The sequence below is a fragment of the Corallococcus terminator genome (assembly GCF_003611635.1).
GTDB lineage: Bacteria > Myxococcota > Myxococcia > Myxococcales > Myxococcaceae > Corallococcus > Corallococcus terminator.
The window spans coordinates 1-20,773 of record NZ_RAVZ01000169.1 but is presented as its reverse complement, the minus strand read 5'-3'; the positions used below and the strand labels follow the sequence as shown (position 1 = coordinate 20,773).

23 protein-coding genes are annotated in these 20,773 nt (G+C 70.6%); 3 read left to right on the top strand and 20 right to left on the bottom strand.

The window, feature by feature from the left end; all coding sequences use genetic code 11:
• Window positions 1–98: 98 nt before the first annotated feature.
• Both D7V88_RS23225 and D7V88_RS23220 read left to right on the top strand, forming a co-directional pair.
• A complete protein-coding gene (locus D7V88_RS23225) occupies window positions 99–1,463 on the top strand; it encodes a YhjD/YihY/BrkB family envelope integrity protein (RefSeq protein ID WP_167509873.1) in 1,365 nt (454 codons plus the stop codon).
• A 125-nt stretch (window positions 1,464–1,588) separates the two neighbouring features.
• Complete coding sequence (locus D7V88_RS23220) at window positions 1,589–1,936, top strand: HU family DNA-binding protein (RefSeq protein ID WP_120542838.1); 348 nt, start codon at window positions 1,589–1,591, stop codon at window positions 1,934–1,936.
• 26 nt (window positions 1,937–1,962) lie between these two features.
• On the opposite strand, the gene D7V88_RS23215 is transcribed toward D7V88_RS23220, so the two are convergent.
• The 11 genes from D7V88_RS23215 to D7V88_RS23165 all read right to left on the bottom strand — a co-directional run bounded on the left by D7V88_RS23215 (window position 1,963) and on the right by D7V88_RS23165 (window position 11,017).
• Window positions 1,963–4,029 carry a flagellar biosynthesis protein FlhA gene (locus tag D7V88_RS23215; RefSeq protein WP_120542840.1) on the bottom strand — a complete coding sequence of 689 codons (2,067 nt, stop codon included), beginning with the start codon at window positions 4,027–4,029 and terminating at the stop codon, window positions 1,963–1,965.
• A gap of 11 nt (window positions 4,030–4,040) precedes the next feature.
• Complete coding sequence (locus tag D7V88_RS23210) at window positions 4,041–5,087, bottom strand: EscU/YscU/HrcU family type III secretion system export apparatus switch protein (protein ID WP_120542837.1); 1,047 nt, start codon at window positions 5,085–5,087, stop codon at window positions 4,041–4,043.
• A complete protein-coding gene (locus D7V88_RS23205; protein WP_120542836.1) occupies window positions 5,084–5,878 on the bottom strand; it encodes an EscT/YscT/HrcT family type III secretion system export apparatus protein in 795 nt (264 codons plus the stop codon). Before D7V88_RS23205 ends, D7V88_RS23210 begins: the two co-directional genes overlap by 4 nt.
• Window positions 5,875–6,144: a flagellar biosynthetic protein FliQ gene (locus D7V88_RS23200; protein ID WP_120542835.1), complete on the bottom strand. Its 270-nt coding sequence runs from the start codon at window positions 6,142–6,144 to the stop codon at window positions 5,875–5,877. The genes D7V88_RS23205 and D7V88_RS23200 overlap by 4 nt, the downstream gene beginning before the upstream one ends.
• A 4-nt stretch (window positions 6,145–6,148) precedes the next feature.
• Window positions 6,149–6,874, bottom strand: coding sequence for a type III secretion system export apparatus subunit SctR (gene sctR / locus D7V88_RS23195; RefSeq protein ID WP_120542834.1), 726 nt, complete (start codon window positions 6,872–6,874; stop codon window positions 6,149–6,151).
• Window positions 6,871–7,350 carry a hypothetical protein gene (locus tag D7V88_RS23190; RefSeq protein WP_147448831.1) on the bottom strand — a complete coding sequence of 160 codons (480 nt, stop codon included), beginning with the start codon at window positions 7,348–7,350 and terminating at the stop codon, window positions 6,871–6,873. Before D7V88_RS23190 ends, sctR begins: the two co-directional genes overlap by 4 nt.
• 8 nt (window positions 7,351–7,358) lie before the next feature.
• Window positions 7,359–8,513: a FliM/FliN family flagellar motor switch protein gene (locus D7V88_RS23185; protein ID WP_244238330.1), complete on the bottom strand. Its 1,155-nt coding sequence runs from the start codon at window positions 8,511–8,513 to the stop codon at window positions 7,359–7,361.
• 154 nt (window positions 8,514–8,667) lie between these two features.
• Window positions 8,668–9,147 (bottom strand): hypothetical protein, encoded by a 480-nt coding sequence (locus D7V88_RS23180; protein ID WP_120542831.1) that lies wholly within the window; start codon window positions 9,145–9,147, stop codon window positions 8,668–8,670.
• A gap of 16 nt (window positions 9,148–9,163) precedes the next feature.
• Window positions 9,164–9,979, bottom strand: coding sequence for a flagellar M-ring protein FliF (locus D7V88_RS23175; RefSeq protein ID WP_120542830.1), 816 nt, complete (start codon window positions 9,977–9,979; stop codon window positions 9,164–9,166).
• Window positions 9,980–9,994: 15 nt separating this feature from the next.
• Window positions 9,995–10,486, bottom strand: a complete 492-nt coding sequence (locus D7V88_RS23170) for an ATP-dependent helicase HrpB (RefSeq protein ID WP_120542829.1) — start codon at window positions 10,484–10,486, stop codon at window positions 9,995–9,997.
• A gap of 12 nt (window positions 10,487–10,498) precedes the next feature.
• The gene (locus tag D7V88_RS23165; protein ID WP_120542828.1) at window positions 10,499–11,017 is read right to left on the bottom strand and encodes a hypothetical protein; all 519 of its coding nucleotides are present in this window, start codon (window positions 11,015–11,017) and stop codon (window positions 10,499–10,501) included.
• Window positions 11,018–11,244: 227 nt separating this feature from the next.
• On the opposite strand from D7V88_RS23165, the gene D7V88_RS23160 reads away from it, so the two are divergent.
• Window positions 11,245–11,571, top strand: coding sequence for a PilZ domain-containing protein (locus D7V88_RS23160; RefSeq protein ID WP_120533093.1), 327 nt, complete (start codon window positions 11,245–11,247; stop codon window positions 11,569–11,571).
• Here D7V88_RS23160 and D7V88_RS23155 read toward each other — a convergent pair.
• From D7V88_RS23155 to D7V88_RS23115, 9 genes are all read right to left on the bottom strand, one after another.
• Window positions 11,568–11,966: a response regulator gene (locus tag D7V88_RS23155; protein ID WP_120542827.1), complete on the bottom strand. Its 399-nt coding sequence runs from the start codon at window positions 11,964–11,966 to the stop codon at window positions 11,568–11,570. The two genes, D7V88_RS23160 and D7V88_RS23155, sit on opposite strands and share 4 nt — an antisense overlap.
• A 138-nt stretch (window positions 11,967–12,104) precedes the next feature.
• On the bottom strand, window positions 12,105–12,830 hold the full coding sequence (locus D7V88_RS23150) for a tetratricopeptide repeat protein (protein WP_120542826.1): 726 nt from the start codon (window positions 12,828–12,830) through the stop codon (window positions 12,105–12,107).
• Entirely contained in the window at window positions 12,827–14,704 is a 1,878-nt protein-coding gene (locus tag D7V88_RS23145; RefSeq protein ID WP_120542825.1) for a BatD family protein, read from the bottom strand. The genes D7V88_RS23150 and D7V88_RS23145 overlap by 4 nt, the downstream gene beginning before the upstream one ends.
• A complete protein-coding gene (locus D7V88_RS23140; protein ID WP_120542824.1) occupies window positions 14,688–15,695 on the bottom strand; it encodes a tetratricopeptide repeat protein in 1,008 nt (335 codons plus the stop codon). The genes D7V88_RS23145 and D7V88_RS23140 overlap by 17 nt, the downstream gene beginning before the upstream one ends.
• Window positions 15,692–16,750 (bottom strand): VWA domain-containing protein, encoded by a 1,059-nt coding sequence (locus tag D7V88_RS23135; RefSeq protein ID WP_120542823.1) that lies wholly within the window; start codon window positions 16,748–16,750, stop codon window positions 15,692–15,694. The genes D7V88_RS23140 and D7V88_RS23135 overlap by 4 nt, the downstream gene beginning before the upstream one ends.
• Window positions 16,747–17,757 (bottom strand): vWA domain-containing protein, encoded by a 1,011-nt coding sequence (locus tag D7V88_RS23130; protein ID WP_120542822.1) that lies wholly within the window; start codon window positions 17,755–17,757, stop codon window positions 16,747–16,749. Before D7V88_RS23130 ends, D7V88_RS23135 begins: the two co-directional genes overlap by 4 nt.
• Window positions 17,732–18,730 (bottom strand): hypothetical protein, encoded by a 999-nt coding sequence (locus D7V88_RS23125; protein ID WP_120542821.1) that lies wholly within the window; start codon window positions 18,728–18,730, stop codon window positions 17,732–17,734. Before D7V88_RS23125 ends, D7V88_RS23130 begins: the two co-directional genes overlap by 26 nt.
• Window positions 18,727–19,608, bottom strand: coding sequence for a DUF58 domain-containing protein (locus tag D7V88_RS23120; protein WP_120542820.1), 882 nt, complete (start codon window positions 19,606–19,608; stop codon window positions 18,727–18,729). The genes D7V88_RS23125 and D7V88_RS23120 overlap by 4 nt, the downstream gene beginning before the upstream one ends.
• A gap of 28 nt (window positions 19,609–19,636) precedes the next feature.
• Window positions 19,637–20,626: an AAA family ATPase gene (locus D7V88_RS23115; RefSeq protein WP_120533102.1), complete on the bottom strand. Its 990-nt coding sequence runs from the start codon at window positions 20,624–20,626 to the stop codon at window positions 19,637–19,639.
• Window positions 20,627–20,773: the final 147 nt, after the last annotated feature.

Here is a 20,773-nt window from a genome sequence, read left to right as displayed (position 1 = left end):
CCCTTGGAACCCGGTGGCCTGCCCTCACCCGGGCAGCAGCGCCCCCGGAGGGGCGCGTGCGCGTGAGGAGGGGCCTGGGGTGGCGCTATCGGCAGGGGCTGGTCCGGCTGCGGTCCTGGGCGCGCACGACGGCCTCCCGCGTGTGGGCTCCGGTGGCGCGCACGTCCGGGGGCCGGTTCGCGGCGGACATCATCCTCGCGGGGCGGACGGTGGCGCGCGGCTTCATGGGCGAGAACCTGCGCCTTCGCGCCGCGGCCCTCACGTACATCAGCATGTTCTCGCTGGTGCCGCTCTTGACGGTGGGGCTCGTGCTCTTGCGCACGCTCCACCAGGAGCAGTTCCAGAAGAAGCTGCGCTTCGTCATCTCCGAGGTCCTGGCACCGGGGGTCAGCGAAGAGTCCGCCGCCCTGCTCGACCGGTTCCTGCACCCGGGCAGCTCCATCGCCGTGGGCAGCATCGGCTTCCTCGCGGTGCTGATGTCCGCGGGCTCGCTGCTGCGCCACATCGACGGCGCGGTGAACGAGCTGTGGGGCATCCGGCGCCAGCGTCCGTGGCTGACGCGCCTGTCCATCTACGCCGGGCTGCTGCTCCTGGGCCCCATCTTCCTGGCCATCTCGTTTTCGGGCACGGGCCGGGTCCGCTTGCTGCTGCAGACCCACGCGCCCTCCGCGCCGCTGTTCATCGGGATGGGCACCATGCTCATCGCCATCGGCAGCCTGACGCTGCTGTACCTCTGGACGCCGTTCGCCCACGTGCGCGTGCGCTCGGCGCTGGCGGGGGGGCTGGTGGCCGGCGTGGGGTGGATGGTGGCGAAGCAGGTGTACGCCGAGTTCGCCGCGCGCAGCTTCCTCTACAACCCGCTGTACGCGTCGCTGGGCGCCCTGCCCCTGTTCCTCGCCTGGGTGTACGTGAGCTGGTTGGTGATGCTGTTCGGCGCCCGGCTGTCCTACGCGGTGGAGCACGTGTCCTTCCGCGACTCGCTCTTCGCCTTCGGCAGCCATCCGCGCGCCTACGAGTTGGTGGCCGCCCGCGTCGCCCAGGACGTCACGCTGTGCTGGGTGGATGGGCTGACGCCGCCCTTGCCCCGGGAGCTGGCCACGCGGCTGCGCGTGCCCGAATCGCTCGTGCACGAGGTCGTCGACCGGCTGGTGGAAGCCCGCCTGCTGGAGCGGGCGCGCCGGGGAGGGCTGCGGCCGGCGAGGGACCCCGCCGAGCTCACGCTCGCGGACAGCACGCTCGCGGTGCACGGGGTGATGATCTCCGGAGGCTCTGAAACCTGGACGGGTCCCCGGGCCCCGGGCTTCGAACAGTTCGAACCCCTGTTCCAGGCGGCGGACTGCGCGGGGGTGGACCTGCTGCGCCGCACCCGGTGGATGGACCTCGTGACGCCCCTGCGTCCAGGGCTGCTCGCCCCGGTCGCTCCAGAGGCACCCAAGGCAGCGGCTGGCAGCGGAAATCCGTAACGTTTTTAGAGGGTTGGGAGCCTACCCGGCTTGCAAGGAGGAGGTGTTCTGTTATGTATTCGGGACTCGACCACGGGCCATTGAGCCCTGTCACCAAGGGGTCACGGGGTTTGCGGGAGCGTCCGATGCTCAAGTCCGATCTGATCAACATCCTCGTTGCCAAACGAGGCGTGACCCAGAAGCAGGCTGAAGCAACCATCGAGACGATTTTCGAGTCGATGAAGGACGCGCTCTGCCGCGGCGAGAACATCGAGATTCGCGGACTCGGCGCCTTCCACGTGAAGAACTACCAGGGCTACCAGGGCCGCAACCCGAAGACGGGTCAGGTCATCCCTGTGAAGCCCAAGCGCGGCCTGCTCTTTCGCACGGGCAAGGAACTGCGCGACCGCGTCAACCGTCCCGCCCCCCTCCAGGCCCAGTCGGACCTGCCGTCCTCCGAGTTCAAGGGCAGCAGCGGCACCGGGACCCTGTAGGACCGACGTTGTAGGGCCCCCAGGCCTCACCGCCCCACGGCGATCGGCGACAGCCGGCCGATGGGGCGAATCTGAAGGTCTCCATCCAGTTCGCCGTAGGTGAGCACCGCCACGTCCGGAAACGGGCCCTCGCACAGCTTGCGCAGTGGCCGGCGGATGTCCGGGGCCGTGAGCAGCACCGCCCGGCCACCGGTGGCGATCTGCCGCACCCCTTCCAGGATTTCGACCACGCGCTCCGGCTCCGGAGCAGGCCCCCGGGGGCCGCTGGCGCGCAGTACCTCCTCGACCTCCGGGTCCACGAGGTACGCGTACAAAGGGCCCGTGGGAGCGAACTGGTGGCTCAGGTAGCGGTGCAGGGCCTGCCGGCAGCGCTCGGCCAGGGCGGTCGCGTCCCCTTCGGTCGTGGGGGCGACCAGGGCCTCCAGGATGGCGCGCAGGTCCCGGATGCTCACCTGCTCCTGCACGAGCCGTCGCAGCACGTCCACCAGCAGCGGCAGCGGCACCTTCTGCAGCGCTTCCTTCACCAGCACCGGCGCGTGGGCCTCCAGCCCCTCCAACAGTCCCTGCACCTCCTGGAGCCCCAGGAGCGCGGAGGCGCGAAGGCGGAGCACGGCGCGCAGATGGTCCGCGATGAGCTCCGCGGGCTTGCGCAGGGACACCTGGGCCAGCTCCAGCCGGGAGCGGGCACCCTCCCCTACCCGGCTGATGGAACGGCCTGTGGCGGGCTCCACGGAGGCCTCCGCCTGGACCTCCAGGAAGGCCAGCTCTCCAGGAGGAACGAGCGCATAGAGGGCCCCGGGCAGCACCACGCCCCCACCGGCGGGCACCTCGTCCAGGAGGAGGCGGTATTCGCCCGGGCCCAGGTACGCGGCCTGGGTCCGCACGCGGATGCCGGGGATGCGCACGCCCAGTTCGAAGAAGAGCTCATCGCGAACCCCGTTCAGCACCGTGTGCACGAAGGCGCCGCCGTCGGCTTCCGCGAGGGGTGTCAGCAACGAGGACAGATCCAGCGTGAGCGGGGCCACCCCCACCGGCGCAGCCGCGCTCTCCGGAGGCTTGCCCGCCGCGCCGACGGGAACAGTGGCCCCCGCCGGAGTCCCCTCCTTCGCGAGGGCCTTGTCCGAGGCCTCCGGTGCCTTGCGCCGCAGCGCATATCCCAGCCCCCCGAGGCCTGAGGCCAGGGCGAGGAAGGTCAGGTGCGGCATGCCCGGCATCAAGGCCAGCGCCACGCACAGCCCCGCGACGATGCCCAGCGTCCGGGGGTCCCCGAAGAACTGGGTGCCAATCTCCGTGCCCAGCGAGTCCTCCTCCTTCTCCGAGGCCACCCGCGTGACGACGAGGCCCGCGGCCACCGCGATGCACAGCGAGGGCACCTGGGACACGAGCCCGTCACCGATGGCGATGAGGGCGAAGGTGGCGGCGGCTTCGGAGAAGGACTGGCCGTTCTGCAACACGCCAATGAGGGTGCCGCCCAGCAGGTTCACCGCGACGATGACCAGGCCCGCGATGACGTCCCCCTTCACGAACTTCATCGCGCCATCCATGGCTCCGAACATCTGGGACTCGCGCTCCAGGTCGCGCCGACGACGGCGGGCCGCCGTCTGGTCGATGGCGCCCGCACGCAGGTCGGCATCGATGGACATCTGCTTGCCGGGCATCGCGTCCAGCGTGAAGCGCGCGGACACCTCCGCGACCCGCTCCGCACCCTTGGTCACCACCAGCAACTGGACCAGCGTGAGGATGGCGAACACCACCGCGCCCACCACGTAGTCACCGCGCACCACGAACTCGCCGAAGGCCTGGATGACTTCGCCCGCGTGACCTTCCGACAGGGCCAGCCGTGTGGAGGACACGTTGAGTGACAGCCGGAACAGCGTGGTGAAGAGGAGCAACGTCGGGAAGGACGTCACCCGCAGCGCGTCCTTCGCGTGGAGCGCCGCGACCAGCAGCGACACGGAGGCGGCGAGGTTCACCGCGAGCCCCACGTCCAGGAGCCAGGCCGGCAACGGGATGATGAGCGCGCCCAGCACGGCGGCCATCGCCACCGCGAGCACCACGTCCGAGGACTGGCGGGCCTTCAGCAACACCTTCATGAGTGGGTTCTTCACGTCTGTCTCCGTGGACGGTCGTCCGTCTCGCGCGTCTCCATCGCGGTCCGCAGCACGACGGCCGCCGCCTGGTACAGCTCCTCGGGGATGGACTCCCCGACGTCGAAGTGGATGAGGCTGCGGGCCAGGGGCACATCGCGGATCACCGGGATGCCCTGCCGACGTGCCTCTTCCTTGAGCGCGAGCGCGTCCTCCTCACGGCCCTTGGCCACGAGATAGGGCGCGTCGCATTCGCCTGCTTCGTAGCGGAGCGCGACCGCGATGTGCGTGGGGTTGACGATCACCGCGGTGGCCTTTTGCACTCCACGTGCCGGACCGCCCTGCGCGAGCTGGCGGTGCAGGGCCTTGCGCTGTCCCTTGTGGCGCGGGTCACCCTCGCTTTCCTTGTGCTCCCGCCGGACCTCTTCGCGGGTCATCATCAGGTCGCGCAGATGCCGACGCCGGGCGAGCGCGTAGTCCACGGCACCACACCCCAGCACCACCCACGCCAGTTGGACGAGCAGCGCCGCCAGGCGGCCGACCAGGAACTCCATCCCCCGCGTCCCATCGAGCCACGCGGTGCGCAGGGCATCGGGCCCCACCGTATCCACCTCGCTCCAGACCCACAGCGCCAGCAGCGTCGCCACGACCAGCGCCTTTCCCATCTCCACCAGGGGCTGGAGGCTGAAGAGGCGTTTGAGGCCCGCCGCCGGATTGATGCGTTCGAACTTCGGAGCGGCATGCCGCGCATCCATCTCGAAGCCCACGGTGGCCACCGACACGGCAAGGGACGCCGCGAGCGCACCTCCCAGCGCGGGTCCACACAGCCGCGCGGCGACCCACGCACCTTCCTCCCAGGCCCCCGGAAGGGTCTGCTCCAGCAGCAGCCGCGCGGCCCAGTCCTTCAGCCGTGCGAAGCCCTCCGGCGCAAAGGCGGTGAAGGCCAGCAGCCCACCCAGGGTCGCGGCGCTGGAGGACAACATGCGGCTGCGGGGAAACTGGCCCTTGCGCCTCGCCTCCCGCAGCCGTCTGGCCGTGGGTTGTTCCGTCTTCTCCCCGCTCATCGCGCGACCTCGCCCAGCAGCGCCAGTGCGCCCTCGGTCGACGCCACGCTCGCGAGCAGTCGCTCACACAAGAGTCCGACGCCCAGCCACAACAGGGCTCCGCCTCCGAGGATGCGCAGCGGCGTCCCCAACTCCTGGAGGTTCACCTGCGCCGCCGCCCGGGACGCCATGCCCAGGAAGCAATCCACGGCGAGCGTCGCCGCGGCCACCGGCGCCCCCACAGCCAGTCCCGTGGCCATGGCCCCGCCGACCATCACCACCACGTGCAGGGTCGCGGCTTCGGTGGGCACGAAGGCGCCCAGCCGCACCACGCCGAAGCCACGCAACAGGGACGAGAGGACCAGCGGGAACAGGGCACCCGACACCACCCGGGCCACGAGCAGGTGGTACAGCCCATCACCCGTGGCGGACTCACGGCTCCCCGCCATGGGGAGGCTCGCCTCCGCGGAGGTCCCCCGGAAGAGGTCGATGAAGCGGCCTCCCATCCTCGCCGCATCGAAAGGCAGCGCGGACACGAGGCCTACCGAGACGCCGTAGGCCAGCTCGCGCACCACGAGCGCCGCCATCACGACGGGCGTCTCCACCGGACCGGGAAGGTCCACGCCCGCTTCGAGGTGCAGGAAGAGCGACAGCGCGAGCACCAGTCCCAGGCGGACCGTCGTCGGCGCGGCCTGTCCCCCCAGCAATGGACAGAGGAACGCGATGGGCACGAGACGCGCGGCGCACAGCGATACCGCGATGACGTGAGGCCCCAGCGCGAGGATCTGCTCACCCAACGCTTCCGGGTTCACAACGCCACGTCCGCGATGAGCGTCAGCAACTGCCGGGTGAAGAGCGTGAGCTGTCCTGCGATCCATGGGCCCGCCAACACCAGCGACAGCACCGCCGCGCACAGCTTGGGGACCACCGACAGCGTGCTCTCCTGCAACTGCGTGGTGGCCTGGAAGAGGCTCATCAGGAAGCCCACCAACATGCTCGCGCCGATGGGCGGCAGCGACGCGAGCACCATCAACAGCAGGGCCTCGCGCCCCAGCGTGAGCAGGATGTCCTGGGTCATGACATCACCGGTAGCCGAGGATGAGACCGCGCGCGAGCAGGGCCCAGCCATCCACGGCGACGAAGAGGAGGATCTTGAAAGGCAGGCTCACCTGACTCGGAGATAGCGTCTGCATGCCCAGCGCGAGCAGCACGTTCGCGATGACCATGTCGAGCACCAGGAAGGGCAGGAAGACGATGAAGCCAATCTGGAAGGCTTCCTTCAGCTCGGTGATGACGAACGCGGGGATGACGACGAACAGGTCGGACTCCTGCACCTGCTCCGACTCTTCCGGGGGCCGCAGCTCCCGGGCCAGGTCCACGAAGCGCGCACGCTCCTCCGGACTGCCGTGCTTCATCAGGAAACCGCGCAGGGGCTCCGTCACCTGCTTCGCGGCGGAGAGGACCTGCGCGCCGGAATGCACCTCGTCGTACGCGGCCTGCCCCGCGTCGTACATGCGCTCCATCACCGGCGCCATGATGTGCCCCGTCAGCACCACCGCGAGCCCCGTCAGCACCAGCGTCGGCGGCGCCTGCTGCGTACCCATCGCCGAGCGGGCCAGGGAGAGCACCACGGCGATCTTCGAGAAGCTCGTCAGCATCAACACCGCGAACGGCAACAGCGACAGGAGCGCGAGCATCCCCATCATCGCCAGCGGACTGCCCGCGTACGACGCCTGCGCCAGGGAGGTCTCCGCGGCGGATGCAAGTGCTGGCAGGAACAGTCCGCAGCCCAATCCCAGGGCCTTCATCCTCCGCCCCGCTTCCGCGAGGCGACGCACACCGGCCGCGGCTGCTGCGCACGGGTGAAGAGCACCGTCGGTTCCAGGTCCAGGTCCACCCGAGGCTTCACCGCCGGCCGGGTCGTGGGTGCGGGAGCAACCGCCGCACCTCGGGTCTCGTGGATCTCCGCGAAGGTGTCTCCGTACGCCACGAGGTAGCGACGGCCCTCCACGTCCACGAGCGCAAGACCGCAGCGCTGAGAGAGGCCGGTCCGGGTGACGATGCTCAGGGGTGCGGGACAGGGGGCGCCCCTGTCTCTGGCTTCGCGTCCCTTGCGGACCAGCCCCCAGCCCAACCCCGCCAGGACCAGCGCTCCCACCAGCAGCCGCGAAGTGCCCACCAGCGACAAGCCCCCCAGGGGTGCGAGCGTCGCCAGCCCCACGAGCAGTGCCGCCGCGAAGAGCAGCCGTCCTCGCGGGGAGAAGGACGTCAGGAGGGCGTTCATCGGCGCGCTCATGGCAGCAACGCCAGGATGCGGGCGCCCACCTCACCCTCGATTTCCACCAACTCCGCACGCGCGACCACCCGGTCGCCCACGCGCAGCAACACGGGGCTGCTCGCGTTGACGTGCAGCGGAAGCAGCGTGCCTGGCTTCAACGCCGCCAGCTCCGACAGCGGCAACAGCAACCGCGTCAGTTCAATCTCCACGTCCACCGGAAGCGGGGGCATCGCCTCGCTCCGCTTGTTCGTCGCCACCATGTCCTTCTCCTGTCGGGCCGCGTATGAGCGCACGCATCCCGTCGAAAAGCCGTCCGCCCGAAACTCGCCGTCGAGCGCGAAGCCCCGGGTCACCAACCTGCCCTTCCCCTGGAGACGACCGTCCTGGAGGCTCACGCCCTCGAAGAGCACGACGTCTCCAGCGGACAGCGCGTCCACGGCCAGGGGCTGCAACGGGCTGCGCCCCACGAGACAGCGCGCGGGCACCGACGCGGTGAGCCCCCGGGGCGCGATGTCCTCCGCTGACTCCTCCGGCAACTCCTGGAACGCGGTCTGCACGGCGCGCGCGGGCAGCAGCACCCGACCTCCCGCCTTCAGCCCCTCCACCGACAAGGACAGCGACACCGCCACGTAGGGCTGGCGCGCATCCACCCGCGTCAGCACGTCACTGCGCCGCATCGACACCGCGGACAGCCGTGGGGCCAGCCTCCGCATCCACGCGTCGTGCCCGCGCATCGCCGCCAGGGCGGACAGCAGCAGGTACACCAGCGTGGACTCCTCCAGCCGCGTCAGCTCCGTCACCGGTCCCGGTCGCAGCCCCGTTCCCGCGAGCCGCGCCAGCGCCGCGAAGACCAGCGGCACCTCCAGCTCCACGATGGCGGTTCCCCCCACCGCCGACAGTTCCACGAGCCCGAACACCACCCCCAGCGCCAGCTCCCGCTCCGGCTGGACCGCCGCGTCCACCAGGTGCCCCGCCACCGTGACGTCCGCCCCCACATCTCGGGCCAGTGCCGCGCCCACGTCGCGCAGCAGCTCCGCACCCCATCGCGCCACCTGGGGCCGCTGGCCCAGCAACAGGTGCGCGCGCGTCAGCCGACGTGCGGCGCCCAGGCGAAAAGGGCGAGCGGACTTCTTCGCGGGACTGGGGGCTCTGCCAGGGCTCGTTTCCATCCGGAACTCCGAAGCGGCGAAAGGACACACGTCTCCTGTGCACGGGCACGGCCAGGAACCGGCCCCGTGGAATCAGGGTGTTGGCGGGGTGCGGACGTCCTGTATCGGGATGCGGCGTACCCGGTTCGGGATGGCCTTCCCTGAACCGATCCGCTCAGCGCGTGGCTTCGCGGATGCGCCGCTCCGCCAGGGCCACCAGGACCTGCGCGGGCTCCTCGGTGGGAGCCTCCACGTCGAGTTGGGGAAAGCGGCTGCGGTGATACGGCGGCAGCCTCCGGAAGACCTCCCGGCGCAGGGCGTCTGGCACCGCGTCGAGCAGGGCGGTCAACCGGTTCGCGGAGTCCGCGCGCTCGCCGAACTCCACCGCCACCTTCGCCTGTCGCAGCGCCGAGGGCATGGCGGCGAACCGCTCCAGGTGCCGCAGCGCCCTTCCCGCCTCCGCATCCACCAGTCCCTCCAACAACTCCGGGGCGCGCTCACGCGCCAGGACGCAGACGACCAGCGCGATGCGCTCCAGCGGCAGGGACAACGCCGGCAGGGTGAGGTCCACCATCGTCGCGGGCGGCTTCTCCTCGGGGGCGTGAAAGAACTTCCTCGCCTTGAGGAGCGCCCGCCCTACGCGTGTGGCTTCCATGGATCTCATGTCCCGCTCAGGCCAGCTTGCGCGCGGAGCCCGGGGTCACCACCGGTCGCGCGGGCGTCGGCGGAGCCGGAGGGGCCACGGGGGGCTTCTCCGCCAGGGCGCGGAAGTGCCTCCATCGCAGCGTCGTCCAGACGAGCGCCCCCGACAGCCCCGTCACCAACACGCCCAGGAGTGCGAGCAACACCCGCAGCCGCAACGGCACCGGTCCTCCCTTGGGCGATGGCGACTCCACACGCGTCGTCACCTCGTCCACCAGCAGCGACACCGACTCCGGGGACAGCCCTTCCACGCCTCCCGCGAGGAGCTCCCGCAGCATGTCCGCCGACTTGCGCACGCGCGATGCGCCCCCCGGCACCGTGCGCAGCATGGCCGACGCCTTCGACGGCGTGGGCCCCTGTCCGGGCCTCGGCGGCGGTGGAACCACCAGGTGCACCCGCGCCAGCAGCACCCCATCCACCGTCTGGAGCGTCTTCTCCAGCTCCCGCTCCATCACCCGGACACGGCAGACCTGCTCCTCCAGCGGGGAGCGCACCAGGCCACTGCCTCCGAACACGTCGCACCCGGACTCCACCGCGAGCCGGGGCAGCCCCAGCTCCGCCAGGATGCGCACCGCGTCCGAGGACTGCGCGTCCGTCACCTCGATGGCCCAGGTGGGTTTCTTGCCCGGTTCGGGCACCTTGCGCGCGTCGAGCCCCCGCTCGACGAGCACCGTCTGCAGCTCGTTCGCCTGACGCTCGTCGAGGCCGTGCTGGATGCGCTCCCGGCACGCCGAAGCGCCCAGGAGCAGGAGGAAGAAGAGACAGCGCAAGGGAGCGGAACGCATGGGAAGAGAAACTCCTCAAACCTGGGTCTGGAGGACCTGCTTGACGCCGCCGGTGGCCTTCTCGACGACCTTGCCGGCGAGATCGAGCTCCTGGCTGGCGCGGTAGACGTGGGCCTGGAGCGCGAGCAACTCCGTGGGGCTGAACGTGCGGCCGGACTCGGCGAGCTTCAGGATGTGGTCCAGCCGCTGCTGCGCCTGTCCCACCCGGTCCAACACCTCCACCGCCTGCTGGCTGCGCGCCGCGCGCACCGAATCCACCCGCGCACCCGGAGACACCGCCTCCGCGCAGCCCGCCTTCGCCCGCTCCACCCCTTCGGCCCGCGCGGGCCCCGGGGTCGCCTCCGTTGGCGTCCGCGCCTGTCGCGGTGGGCCCTCCGTCGTCACCGGCACGCCGCGCGCCACGGGCGTGCGCGCCTCTTCCAACACCTTGCCGAACGTCTCCCGACCTGATTCCAGCGCGGGTGAAGGACCCGCGCCTCCTACGGCTCCCAGCTTGTCGATGGCCATCGCGAACGCGCCTCAGCGGATGTTGTTGATGGCGGCCTTCGCCGAGTCGTGGCGGACCTTCATGATGTTGGAGATGGCGTTGTGCTCGCGGCTCTCCTTCTGCATCTCGTTCTGGAGCGAGAGGTAGGCCATGTTGAACTTCTGGCCCTCCGCGCTCATCAGCTTCTGCGCCTCCAGCATGTCCCAGGCATCGCCCTGCCCCGTCGGCGTCCCGGCCGTCGTTCCCGCCGCGCTGGTGGCGCGCGCGGACGTCGCGGCCATGCCCCCCGTCGCCGAAGTACCTCCCGCCGCGGACGCGGTCAGCGCCAGCGGTGAGGGCACCGCCGCGGACACCGCGCCGCGCAGCGTGGAAGACACCGCCGCGCTGGAGATAACGCCTGCGGGCAGCATGCCGCCCACGAGCCCGGCGCCCGTGCGCACCACCTCGCGCGCCGCTCGCGCGAACGTGGGGCCGAAGTCGTTCTGGGGCGTCTGGCGCGGAACGGTCTGGGCGATGCTCAACGAGGAGATGCGGCGGTCGGGTGGTTCCACGAGGTGCCTCCGGCAGTGATTCGCCGGGGTGGCAATCCACCGTCCGTGCCAGTTCTCAAACGCCTGAAACGACAGGGGCCTTCGCCCCCTGCCCGTCCACGCGCGACTCCGGCGCGGAGGCACCGGGTCCGCGGGGCGGGACGCCGGACGGCAGCCCGAAAACTTGCCTCCGCTCCAACCTGCATCACAGTTGTCGCGTCCTGTCGCACACGAAGGCGAGCACTCCGATGATGACCCCCACTGGCGGACCCCGAACGACCGAGCGCTACCACCCGCGCGTCGAAGCCCGGCTCCAGGTCAAGGTGCTCCTGTCGGGCCGCACCGTGCAGGCGCAGGCGCGCGACATCTCCATGAACGGGCTGTTCCTGCAGGCCCACCCGGCGGATTCGCAGCGCGCGCTCACCATCGCCCTGCCCCTGCCGGGCGACCGCGAACTCGTCACCATGTGCACCATCCGCCGCCGTGAAGTGGACGGCGTGGCGCTGGAGTTCGGGGAGCTGGACTGGGACGACCTCATCGCCCTGGCCCGCTTCCTCCACCCGCACCTGCCCTAGACGTCCGTCCGAGCCGCGCGCAGCCGCTCCACCAGGTCCATCAGCTCCGCGCCCCGGAAGGGCTTGTGGATGTAGCCGTCCGCGCCCGCCTGCGTCGCGCTCTCCACGTCCGCCTTCTTCGCCTTCGCGGTGAGCATGTAGAGCGGCACCTTCGCCGTGGCCGGGTCGCTCTTCAGGATGCGGCACACGGAGATGCCGTCCAACTGCGGCAGCACCACGTCCATCAGGATGAGGTGGAAGGGCTGCGTGCGGGCCAGCTTCAGGCCCTCCAGCCCATGCGCAGCGCACACCACGTCCACCGCGCCGTCGCTCAGCATGGAGCGCACCAGCTCGCGGATGACGGGCTCGTCCTCGACGAGCAGGATGTGGAAGGGTGCCTGGGCGTTGACAGCCATGGTTCCTCGGGGCCCCTCGTAGGCCATTGCCCCGGCGGCGTCCAGCACGGCCACGTCGGGTGTTCCCCGTCTGTACGAAAGCGGGCCACGCCCGGTTCCCCGGAACGGCAATGGACGCCAGGGTCTGGCATGCCCCGGCTAGATTTCTGCGATGCCGTCGCGCTCGGCCCAGCCCTCCAGGCCGTTGGGCAGGCGGATGCGCACGTACTTCCCCGTCTCCTCCAGGAGCTGGACCTTGAGGCCGGCGTGCACCTCGAAGAGCGAGCGCGCTTCGGCCCGGGGCAGCTCGCGCGCCACCAGCGTGGAGGCCAGCACCACCGCCTCATGGACGTTCTGGTGCACCCAGATGTGCGCTGCCAGCAGGAACCCCGCCGGCACCGCCGCCGTGAGGCACAGCGCCGCCACCACCGCCACCGCCGTGCGCCGCGCCAGGGGGAATACGCGCCTCAGGAGCAGGAGCGCGAAGCCCACGAGCCACGCCACCAGGAACACCCAGGCCGTCGCCGCGCCGTCCGTCGCCGCCGCCAGCCGGGGCAGGAAGGCTTCATCCGCGGTGGCGCCCACCACCTTGTCCACCTGCCGTGCACGCGCCAGGGCCAGGTTCGCCTCCAGGTCCTCCGAGCGCCCCCCCTGCTTGCGGGCCTGCTCCAGCGACAGCACCGCGCGGCCCAGGTCTCCCCGGGCCAGGTGCGTGGTGCCCAGGTTGTAGAGCACGTCCGGCCCGCCGAAGCCGTGGGAGAGGAGCTTCTCGTAGCTGGCCTGCGCGGACGGGTAGTCCTCGCGCACGTAGGCGTCGTTGGCCTGCTGGAAGACGGCCTCCGCTTCCTCGGCGGTGTAGTAGCCCTGGGTCGCCGCGTCGCTCATCCCGCCCAGCCTTCCATCACCGCCGCCGCGGTCGCCAGCACCTTGCGCCGTTCGCCCGGATCCACGCCACCGCCGTAGCGGCCCAGGTCGCACGCCTCCAGCACGAAGAGCACGCGGGTGCGCGCCTCCTCGCCCACGCCCGCCGTCGCCAGCTTCGCCCCGAGCGCCTCGCGCGTCAGGCCCCCCACGGGCGAGCCGAGCTGCGCCTCCAGGAAGCCGACCATCGCCTTCTCCACCTCCACGTAGAAGGCCCCCGCGTCCGCGCCCGCCTTGAGCTTCTCCGCCTCCGCCAGCCGCTTGCGCGCGGCCTTCGCCTGCTGACGGCCCTGGCCCGCCTGGGACCGCGACGCCAGTTGTCCCCGCAGGCCACCGATGAACGCCACGCCCGCCAGCAGGCCCAGCGGCGCGAGCACGCCCACGAGGAAGTAGGGCCGCAGCCACACGGGCTGGGTCGGCCCCACGAAGTGCGCCTGGTGGCGCACCGGGCGCAGGCCACTCGCGGTGAGCACGTTCTTCTGCTCGTTCGCCGCGTCCGCCACCTGCGAGGGCGTCATCGTCGACGGCAGCGAGGACACCCCACCCGCGCCCGCCTCCACGGTGACCGTCACCGCGTCGGTGCGCGCCACCTCGTACTGGCGGCGCGACGGGTCGAAGAAGGGGAACTGCAACGCGGGCAGCGTGAAGGTGCCCGTGCGCTGCGGCATCACCAGGTACTCCACCACGCGGCGGCCCTGGATGCGGTTGCGGTTGGGGGTGAGCCGGTCCGTCGTGGTGGGTTCATAGATTTTCAGCGCGGCGGGGCCCGTGAGCTTCGGCGGGGTGACGTTCTTCACGTTGCCCACCCCGTCCAGGATGACCTTCACCGTGATGGGCTGCCCCAGCTCCACGCGCGTCTGCGACACGTCCAGCGACAGCCGCCACGTGCCCACGTTCGCGTTGGACATGTTCGGCGGCGCCCCGGACGACGGCAGTGGCCGCACCTTCACCTTCAACGCGTTGGAGATGCGGTGCACCCGGTGGCCCGCGAAGAGGAAGCCCGTGGTGATGTCCGCCTCCGCCGCGCTGATGGACAGCGTGCCGGACTTCACCGGGAACAGCGCGCGGCGGCGCAGGAGGTAGGCGCGGTACGGAATGCCGTCCACGACCTTCTGCTCACCCGTCAACTGCGTGGGGCTCTCCACCTCCTCCGTCCAGAAGCCCTCCAGCTTGGGCATGGTGACGGCGTCCACGCTGGACAGGTCCACGCGCGAGTAGATGTAGAGCGACAGCGTCGCCTGCTCGCCCACGTAGAGATCGTCCCGGTCCAGGCTCGCGCGCAGAAACAGGTCCGAATCCCCGCGCGGAATCACCGGCGCGTCGTCCTCGTCGGGCTCGTCCCGGAACGGATCCGGTGCGTTGCGGAAGTTGCGGAACGGATCCGGCAAGGCGGGCCGGCCGCCCTGCTGCGCCTGGGGCGTGTTGCCCGCGCGGCCCTCGCGCACCGTCATCTGGACGGGGTCGGTGCGCAGCGTGCGACCGCCCACGGTGAGCGTGGCGGGCGGAATCGTCATCCGTCCCGGGCGCGTGGCGCGCATCAACAGCTCATGGCGCGTGATGTCCTGGATGACGGCGGGGCCGCCTCCCGACAGCGAGATGGAGCGCTGGCTGCCGCGCGACGAGGACAGGATTTCGAAGTCGTCGGATTCGGGCAGGCGCACCTTGCCGTTGGACGGCGCGTCCACCACCACCACGGTGAGCTTGAAGGTGTCGTTGGTGCCCACCTCGGTGCGATCCACCGTCTGGTAGAACTCGATGTCCGCCGCCCACGCCGGCGCCGTGGCCAGGAGGGCGAGCACGGCGAGCAGCGCCGTGCGGCCGCTACCAGTCCTTCTCATTGGGCTTCCTCGGCTTCTTCTTCTGCTGGAAACGCCAGAGCTGGAGATTCTTCTCGTTCTGCTTCATCGCATCCAGCAGGCGCTCGGCCTCCTGCCGGTCGACGTCTGCCGCGGGCGAGCCACCATCGCGCCGGTCCGCCTCGGACTCGTCTTCACTCTCGCTGCCGCCGTCCGTGCCGCCGTCCTTCGGGTCGCCTTCGCCGTCGTCGCCGCCGCCGTCGGCTCCACCATCCGCGCCGCCGTCGCCGCCACCGTCCGACGGGCCGCCGTCCGCGCCGCCGCCGTCACCGGGCCCGCCATCGCCACCGCCGCCATCCGCGCCACCGTCGCCGCCGCCGTCCGGGGAACCGCCATCCGCGCCGCCGTCGGATCCGCCATCCGTGCCACCATCGGCGCCGCCATCCACCGGCGAGCCTCCGTCTTCCTTCCGGCCGCCGTCCTCGCCACCATCCGGACGCCCACCGTCGTCACCGCCGTCCAGGCCCCCGTCCGCGCCACCATCCGGCTGGTTCTGCTGCTGCGGCGGCAGGTCGCGCAGCACCACCTCGTAGTTGTGCCGGGCCAGGGGGTCCGTCGGATCCAACGTGAGCGCGCGCCGGTAGGACTTGAGCGCTTCCTTCCGGTCCCCCGCCGTGGCCGCGAGGTTGCCCAGGTTGTACCAACTCTTCTGCGTCAGGTCGGGCTGGCGCGAGGCCTCCGCCACCTGCTTGAACGCCTCGCGCGCCTCCGCCGAACGGCCCAGCTTCGCCAGCGCGTCCGCGCGGTTGAACTCCACGATCGGATCGCCAGGACGCTCCTTCTTCGCCGCGTCGAAGTCGCGCAGCGCGTCCTCGTAGCGGCCCGCCGCGTAGGCCTCACGCCCGCGCTGCACCAGCGGGTGGTCCTTCTCCAGCGGCCCCACTGCCCACGCGGGCCCTGGGAGGGCCAGCAGGCCCACGAGCCCCGTGGCCACCAGGCGCGTCGCGCGCCGTCGCATCGAACGCGCCTTCATGCCGCCCTCCGACGCGAGGGCAGCAGCATCATGCCCAGCACCAGCAGCACCAGCCCGGGGATGGCGAACAACTGGAAGCGTTCGTCGTAGCGGACCGTCACGCGGCTCTCCAGCTCGCTCTTCTGCATCTGGTCGATGCGCTCCACCACCTGGCCCATCGCCACGCCGTTGGGTTGGTAGAAGAAGGCGCCGCCCGTCGCGTCCGCGATGGCCGTGAGGCCCGCGCGGTCCAGGCGGGTGATGACCGTGTCACCGTTGCCGTCCTTCTTGTAGTCCACGAACTCGCCGCGCCGGTCGTACACGGGGATGGGCTCACCGGAGTCGGAGCCCACGCCCACCGCGAGCACCTGCACGTTCGCGTCCTTGAGCGCGTCCGTGGCCTCGCGCACCTCGCCCGTGAGGTCCTCGCCGTCCGACAGCAGCACCACCACGCGCTCCTTGGAGCCGCGGTCCGCGTTGTCCAGCACCTGCTTGGCCAGCTTCAGCGCCGCGCCCACGTTGGTGCCGCCCTGGGGCATCACGTCCGGATCCACCGCGCGCAGGAACAACTTCACCGCCGAGTAGTCCGACGTGAGCGGCGACTGCACGAACGCGTCCCCGGCGAACACCACCAGGCCCGCGCGGTCGCCCTTCAGCTCATCCAAAAGCGTGTTCAGCTCCAGGCGCGCCCGGTCCAGGCGGCTGGGCTGTACGTCGCGCGCGAGCATCGACTTGGAGGCATCCAGCGCCACCACCACGTCGATGCCCCGGCGCTTCGTCAGTTCGCTCTTCGTGCCGCACTGGGGCTGCGCGAGCGCGAGCCCGAACATCATCAACCCCAAGCCGTACAGGCTGCCCTGCACCGCCGGACGCCACACGGACACGCCCGGCGCGAGCGTGGCCACGTGCCGCTCCGCGATGAGCGCCGACAGCCGCGTCCTGCGGCCCAGCGCCTTCACGAGCACGAGCGCCCCCAACAGCAGGCCCATCACGAACAGCAGCAGGAACAGCGGCTGCGCGAGGCCCACCTGGTAGCCCAGCAGCGTGAAGCGCCATGCCTCCATGCCCGGCGTCATGGAAACACCCGCAAGAAGGTGGCGCGCAGCAGCAGCTCCAGCGCCGCGAGCCCGAAGGCCGCGAGCAGGAACGGATGGAAGTTCTCCCGGTACGTGGCGCTGGCACCGCCCTCCATCAGCTTCGAGCGCTCCAACGCGTCCAGCACCTTCTGCAGGCCCTGCTTGAGGCCTTCCGGGTCGGTGGCGCGGTAGTACTCGCCGCCGGTGCGGTCCGCGATGTCCTGCATCAGCTCCGGGTTGATGGGGATCTCCGTCTCACGCCATACGGTATTGCCGAACAGGTCCGTGCCCTGCGGGAAGGGCACCTTGCCGCCCTTGCCCACGAGGATGGTGTAGATGGGGATGTGGAGCGACGCGGCCATGTTCGCCGCGTCCAGCGGGGAAATCTTGCCGGCGTTGTTGTCGCCGTCGGTGATCAGCACCACCACCCGGCTCTTCGCTTCGGAGTCCCGCAGGCGGTTGAGCGAGGTGGCGATGGCGTCACCAATCGCGGTGCCGTCCTCCAGCACGCGGGTGCGCAACTGCTTGAGCACTTCCTTGAGCACGCCGTAGTCCAGCGTCAGCGGCGACTGCGTGTACGCAGCGCCAGAGAACACCACCAGGCCCAGGCGGTCGTTCACGCGGCCGGTGATGAACTCCGCGAGCACTTCCTTCGCCACGTTGAGGCGGTTCTGCGGACGGAAGTCGCCCGCCTCCATGGACGTGGACAGGTCCAGCGCCACCACGATGTCGATGCCCTCCACGGACAAGTCCCGCACGCGCGAGTCCCGCGACTGGGGCCGGGCGATGGCGACGACGGCCGCCACCACTGCCGCCGCGCGCAGGAAGGGCAACAGCGGCAGCAGGTACGTGCGCAGGCCGCGCCCTCCCTTCGCGAAGACGTGCGCGGCGGAGAAACGCAGCGTGGCGCGGCGGCGGCGCTCCCAGAAGGCGAGCACGAGCAGCAACGGCGCCAGCAGCAGGGCCCAGAGCGCCTCCGGGTTATTGAACGCGAGGTCCGGAGGCATCGGGCGTGGGGGGCGGAGGGGGGACGACGTACGTCTTGGCCAGCAGGTCGTAGCCGAAGGCCAGCGACAGCGCGCAGGTTTCAGGAGAGGCGTCGGCTCGGGCGTACTTCACCAGGTCCGACTCGGAGATGAAGCGCATCAACGCATCCTCGGGGAGCCCCGGCGTGGGAATCTTCCGCAGGTGCGTCATCAGTTCGAACGACGTGCACTCCAGGGCCTCGAAGTCGTAGCGCTCGCCCAGGTAGCCACGCACGATTTCGGAGAGGCGGACGTAGAAGTCCTTCACGAGGCCCCGGCCAGGCAGGTCCTCGCGCTTGAGCGCGTCCAGCGACTGGCGCACGCGCACGTCCAGCGGCAGCACCGGGATGACCTTCTCCCGCTTGGGCCGCCGCTGCCACCAACGAATCAGCGCCCAGGCGAGCAGCCCCACCGCCAGCGCCACCGCCAGCGCGTAGAGCAGCGTCCACGAACGGATGGGCAGCTCCTGGGGCGGCTGGTAGTCGAACAGCTCCGCGCCCTGCCCGTTCGCGTCCGGCGGCAGCGTGGAGCCCACCTCCACGGACTTGCCCTTGAGCACGAAGCGACGGGGACCCTCCGGCGTCGCCACGTCGAAGGCGAGGTCCGGAAGCGCCACCGTGCCCAGTTCGAACGCGGAAAAGCGCAGGCCGAACGACGTGGTCGCGTCGTTGGGTCCGTCCTGCCGCTGGCGCGTCTGCTGGAGCAGCTCCACGGAGCTGTCGTCCCCCTTGGGCGCCACCAGCTCGTAGCGCTGATCCTTCGGGTGCGTGAGCGTCACCTGGTACACGAACGGCTCACCGATGTGCACCGACTCCGGCTCCACCCGCGCGGACGCCGCCGTGGGCGTCACCGACTCCAGCGCCACCGGGGCCTGCGCCGCCGGAGCTGGCGCCTGCGCACGCGCCACCGGGACACCGAAGAGCAACACCGCCGCCAGGACGAGGGCCTGCCTCATGACGCCATCCTCCGGGCACGCGCCCTGAAGAACTGCGCCAGCGCCTTGCCGTGGTCGTCACCGGCGCGCAATTCCACGTGGTCCAGCTCCAGCTTGCGGAACAGCTTGCGGCGCTCGTCGCGCTGGGCCTGCATCGCGCGAGAGAACCGGCCGCGCACGCTGGGGGAACTGGTGTCCACGACGAAGCGCTCCCCTGTCTCCGGGTCCTCCATCTCCACGAGGCCGTGGCGCGGGAACACCTGCTCCAGCGGATCCTCGATGACCACGGGCACGAGGTCGTGCTTGCGGCCCACGAGGCGCAGCGGCTTCTCGTAGCCCGTCGCGAGGAAGTCCGACACGAGGAACGTCACGGCCTTCCGCTTCGCCACCTGCGTCAGGTACGTGAGCCCCGCCGCCAGGTCCGTGCCCCGGCCCTTTGGCTTGAAGGTGAGGATGTCGCTCACGAGCCTGAGCACGTGCGTGCGCCCCTTGCGCGGCGGGACGACCTTCTCCACCCGGTCCGAGAAGAGGATGAGCCCCACCCGGTCGTTGTTCGCGATGGCGCTGAACGCGATCTGCGCCGCGACCTCCGCGGCGACCTCCGCCTTGGTGCGGTCCTTCGAGCCGAACTCGTTGGAGGCGGACACGTCCACCAGGAGCATCACCGTGAGCTCGCGCTCCTCGGTGAAGACCTTGATGAACGCCTCGTTCATGCGCGCGGTGACGTTCCAGTCGATGAACCGGATCTCGTCGCCGGGCTGGTACTGCCGCACCTCGGAGAAGGCCATGCCGCGGCCCTTGAACACCGAGTGGTACTGACCGGCGAGCATGTCGGAGACCACCTTGCGGGTGCGGATCTCCAACTTGCGGATGCGGCGGATGAGGTCCTTGGGCAGCACGGGGCGTTCTCGGGCGGCGCGCGGGCCGTCAGGGGACTTCCACGCGGTCGAAGACGCGCTGGATGATCTTCTCCTGGGTGAGTTCCTCGGCCTCGGCCTCGTACGTCATCGCGATGCGGTGACGGAGCACGTCGAAGGCGATGGCCTTCACGTCCTCCGGCGTGACGAAGCCGCGGTGGCGCAGGAACGCGTGCGCACGCGCCGCCTGAGCCAGGGAGATGGTCGCGCGCGGCGAGGCGCCGAACTGGATGTAGTCCGCCAGGTCCTTGAGCCCGTAGCGCGCGGGCTCGCGCGTGGCGAACACCACGTTGAGGATGTACTCCTTCACCTTCTCGTCCATGTAGATGGAGTGGACGAGCTCGCGCGCCCGCACCAGGTGCTCCAGCGCGATGACCTTCTGGGCCTTCGGAGACGAGCCACCGGACATCCGGTCCATGATGACCTTCTCTTCATCACGGGTCGGGTAGCCCACCTTCACCTTGAGCATGAAGCGGTCCACCTGGGCCTCGGGCAGGGGGTAGGTACCCTCCTGCTCGATGGGGTTCTGGGTGGCCAGCACGAGGAAGGGCGAGGGCAGTCCGAAGGTCTGGTCGCCGATGGTGACCTGGCGCTCGGCCATGGCCTCCAGCAGGGCGGACTGGACCTTGGCGGGGGCGCGGTTGATTTCGTCCGCCAGGACGATGTTCGCGAAGATGGGCCCCTTGCGGACGGTGAAGGCGGCCGTCTGCTGGTTGTAGATCATCGTGCCGACCAGGTCCGCCGGCAGCAGGTCCGGGGTGAACTGGACGCGCATGAAGGTGGCGCTCAGCGAGTCCGCCACGGTGCGCACGGTCAGCGTCTTGGCAAGGCCAGGCACACCCTCCAGGAGGACATGGCCGTTGCACAACAGGCCGATGAGGATGCGTTCGAGCATGTACCGCTGCCCGACGATGACCTTGCCGGTCTCCTGGTTGAGGACTTCGACGAAGCTGCTTTCCTGCTGCACGCGTTCAGTGAGCGCGCGGATGTCGGTGTTCATGTCCCCTCTGTCGGCCTGGGCGGCGGGCAGCCTAGGGTTCCCGGGCGTCCGGCTCAACACCGCTGAGCTCCGGACATTCCGACAAGCCGCCCCATCCCGTAAAGGGTCATCCTCCCATGTCCCGGCCGCCTCCGCCCCGTCGTTCTG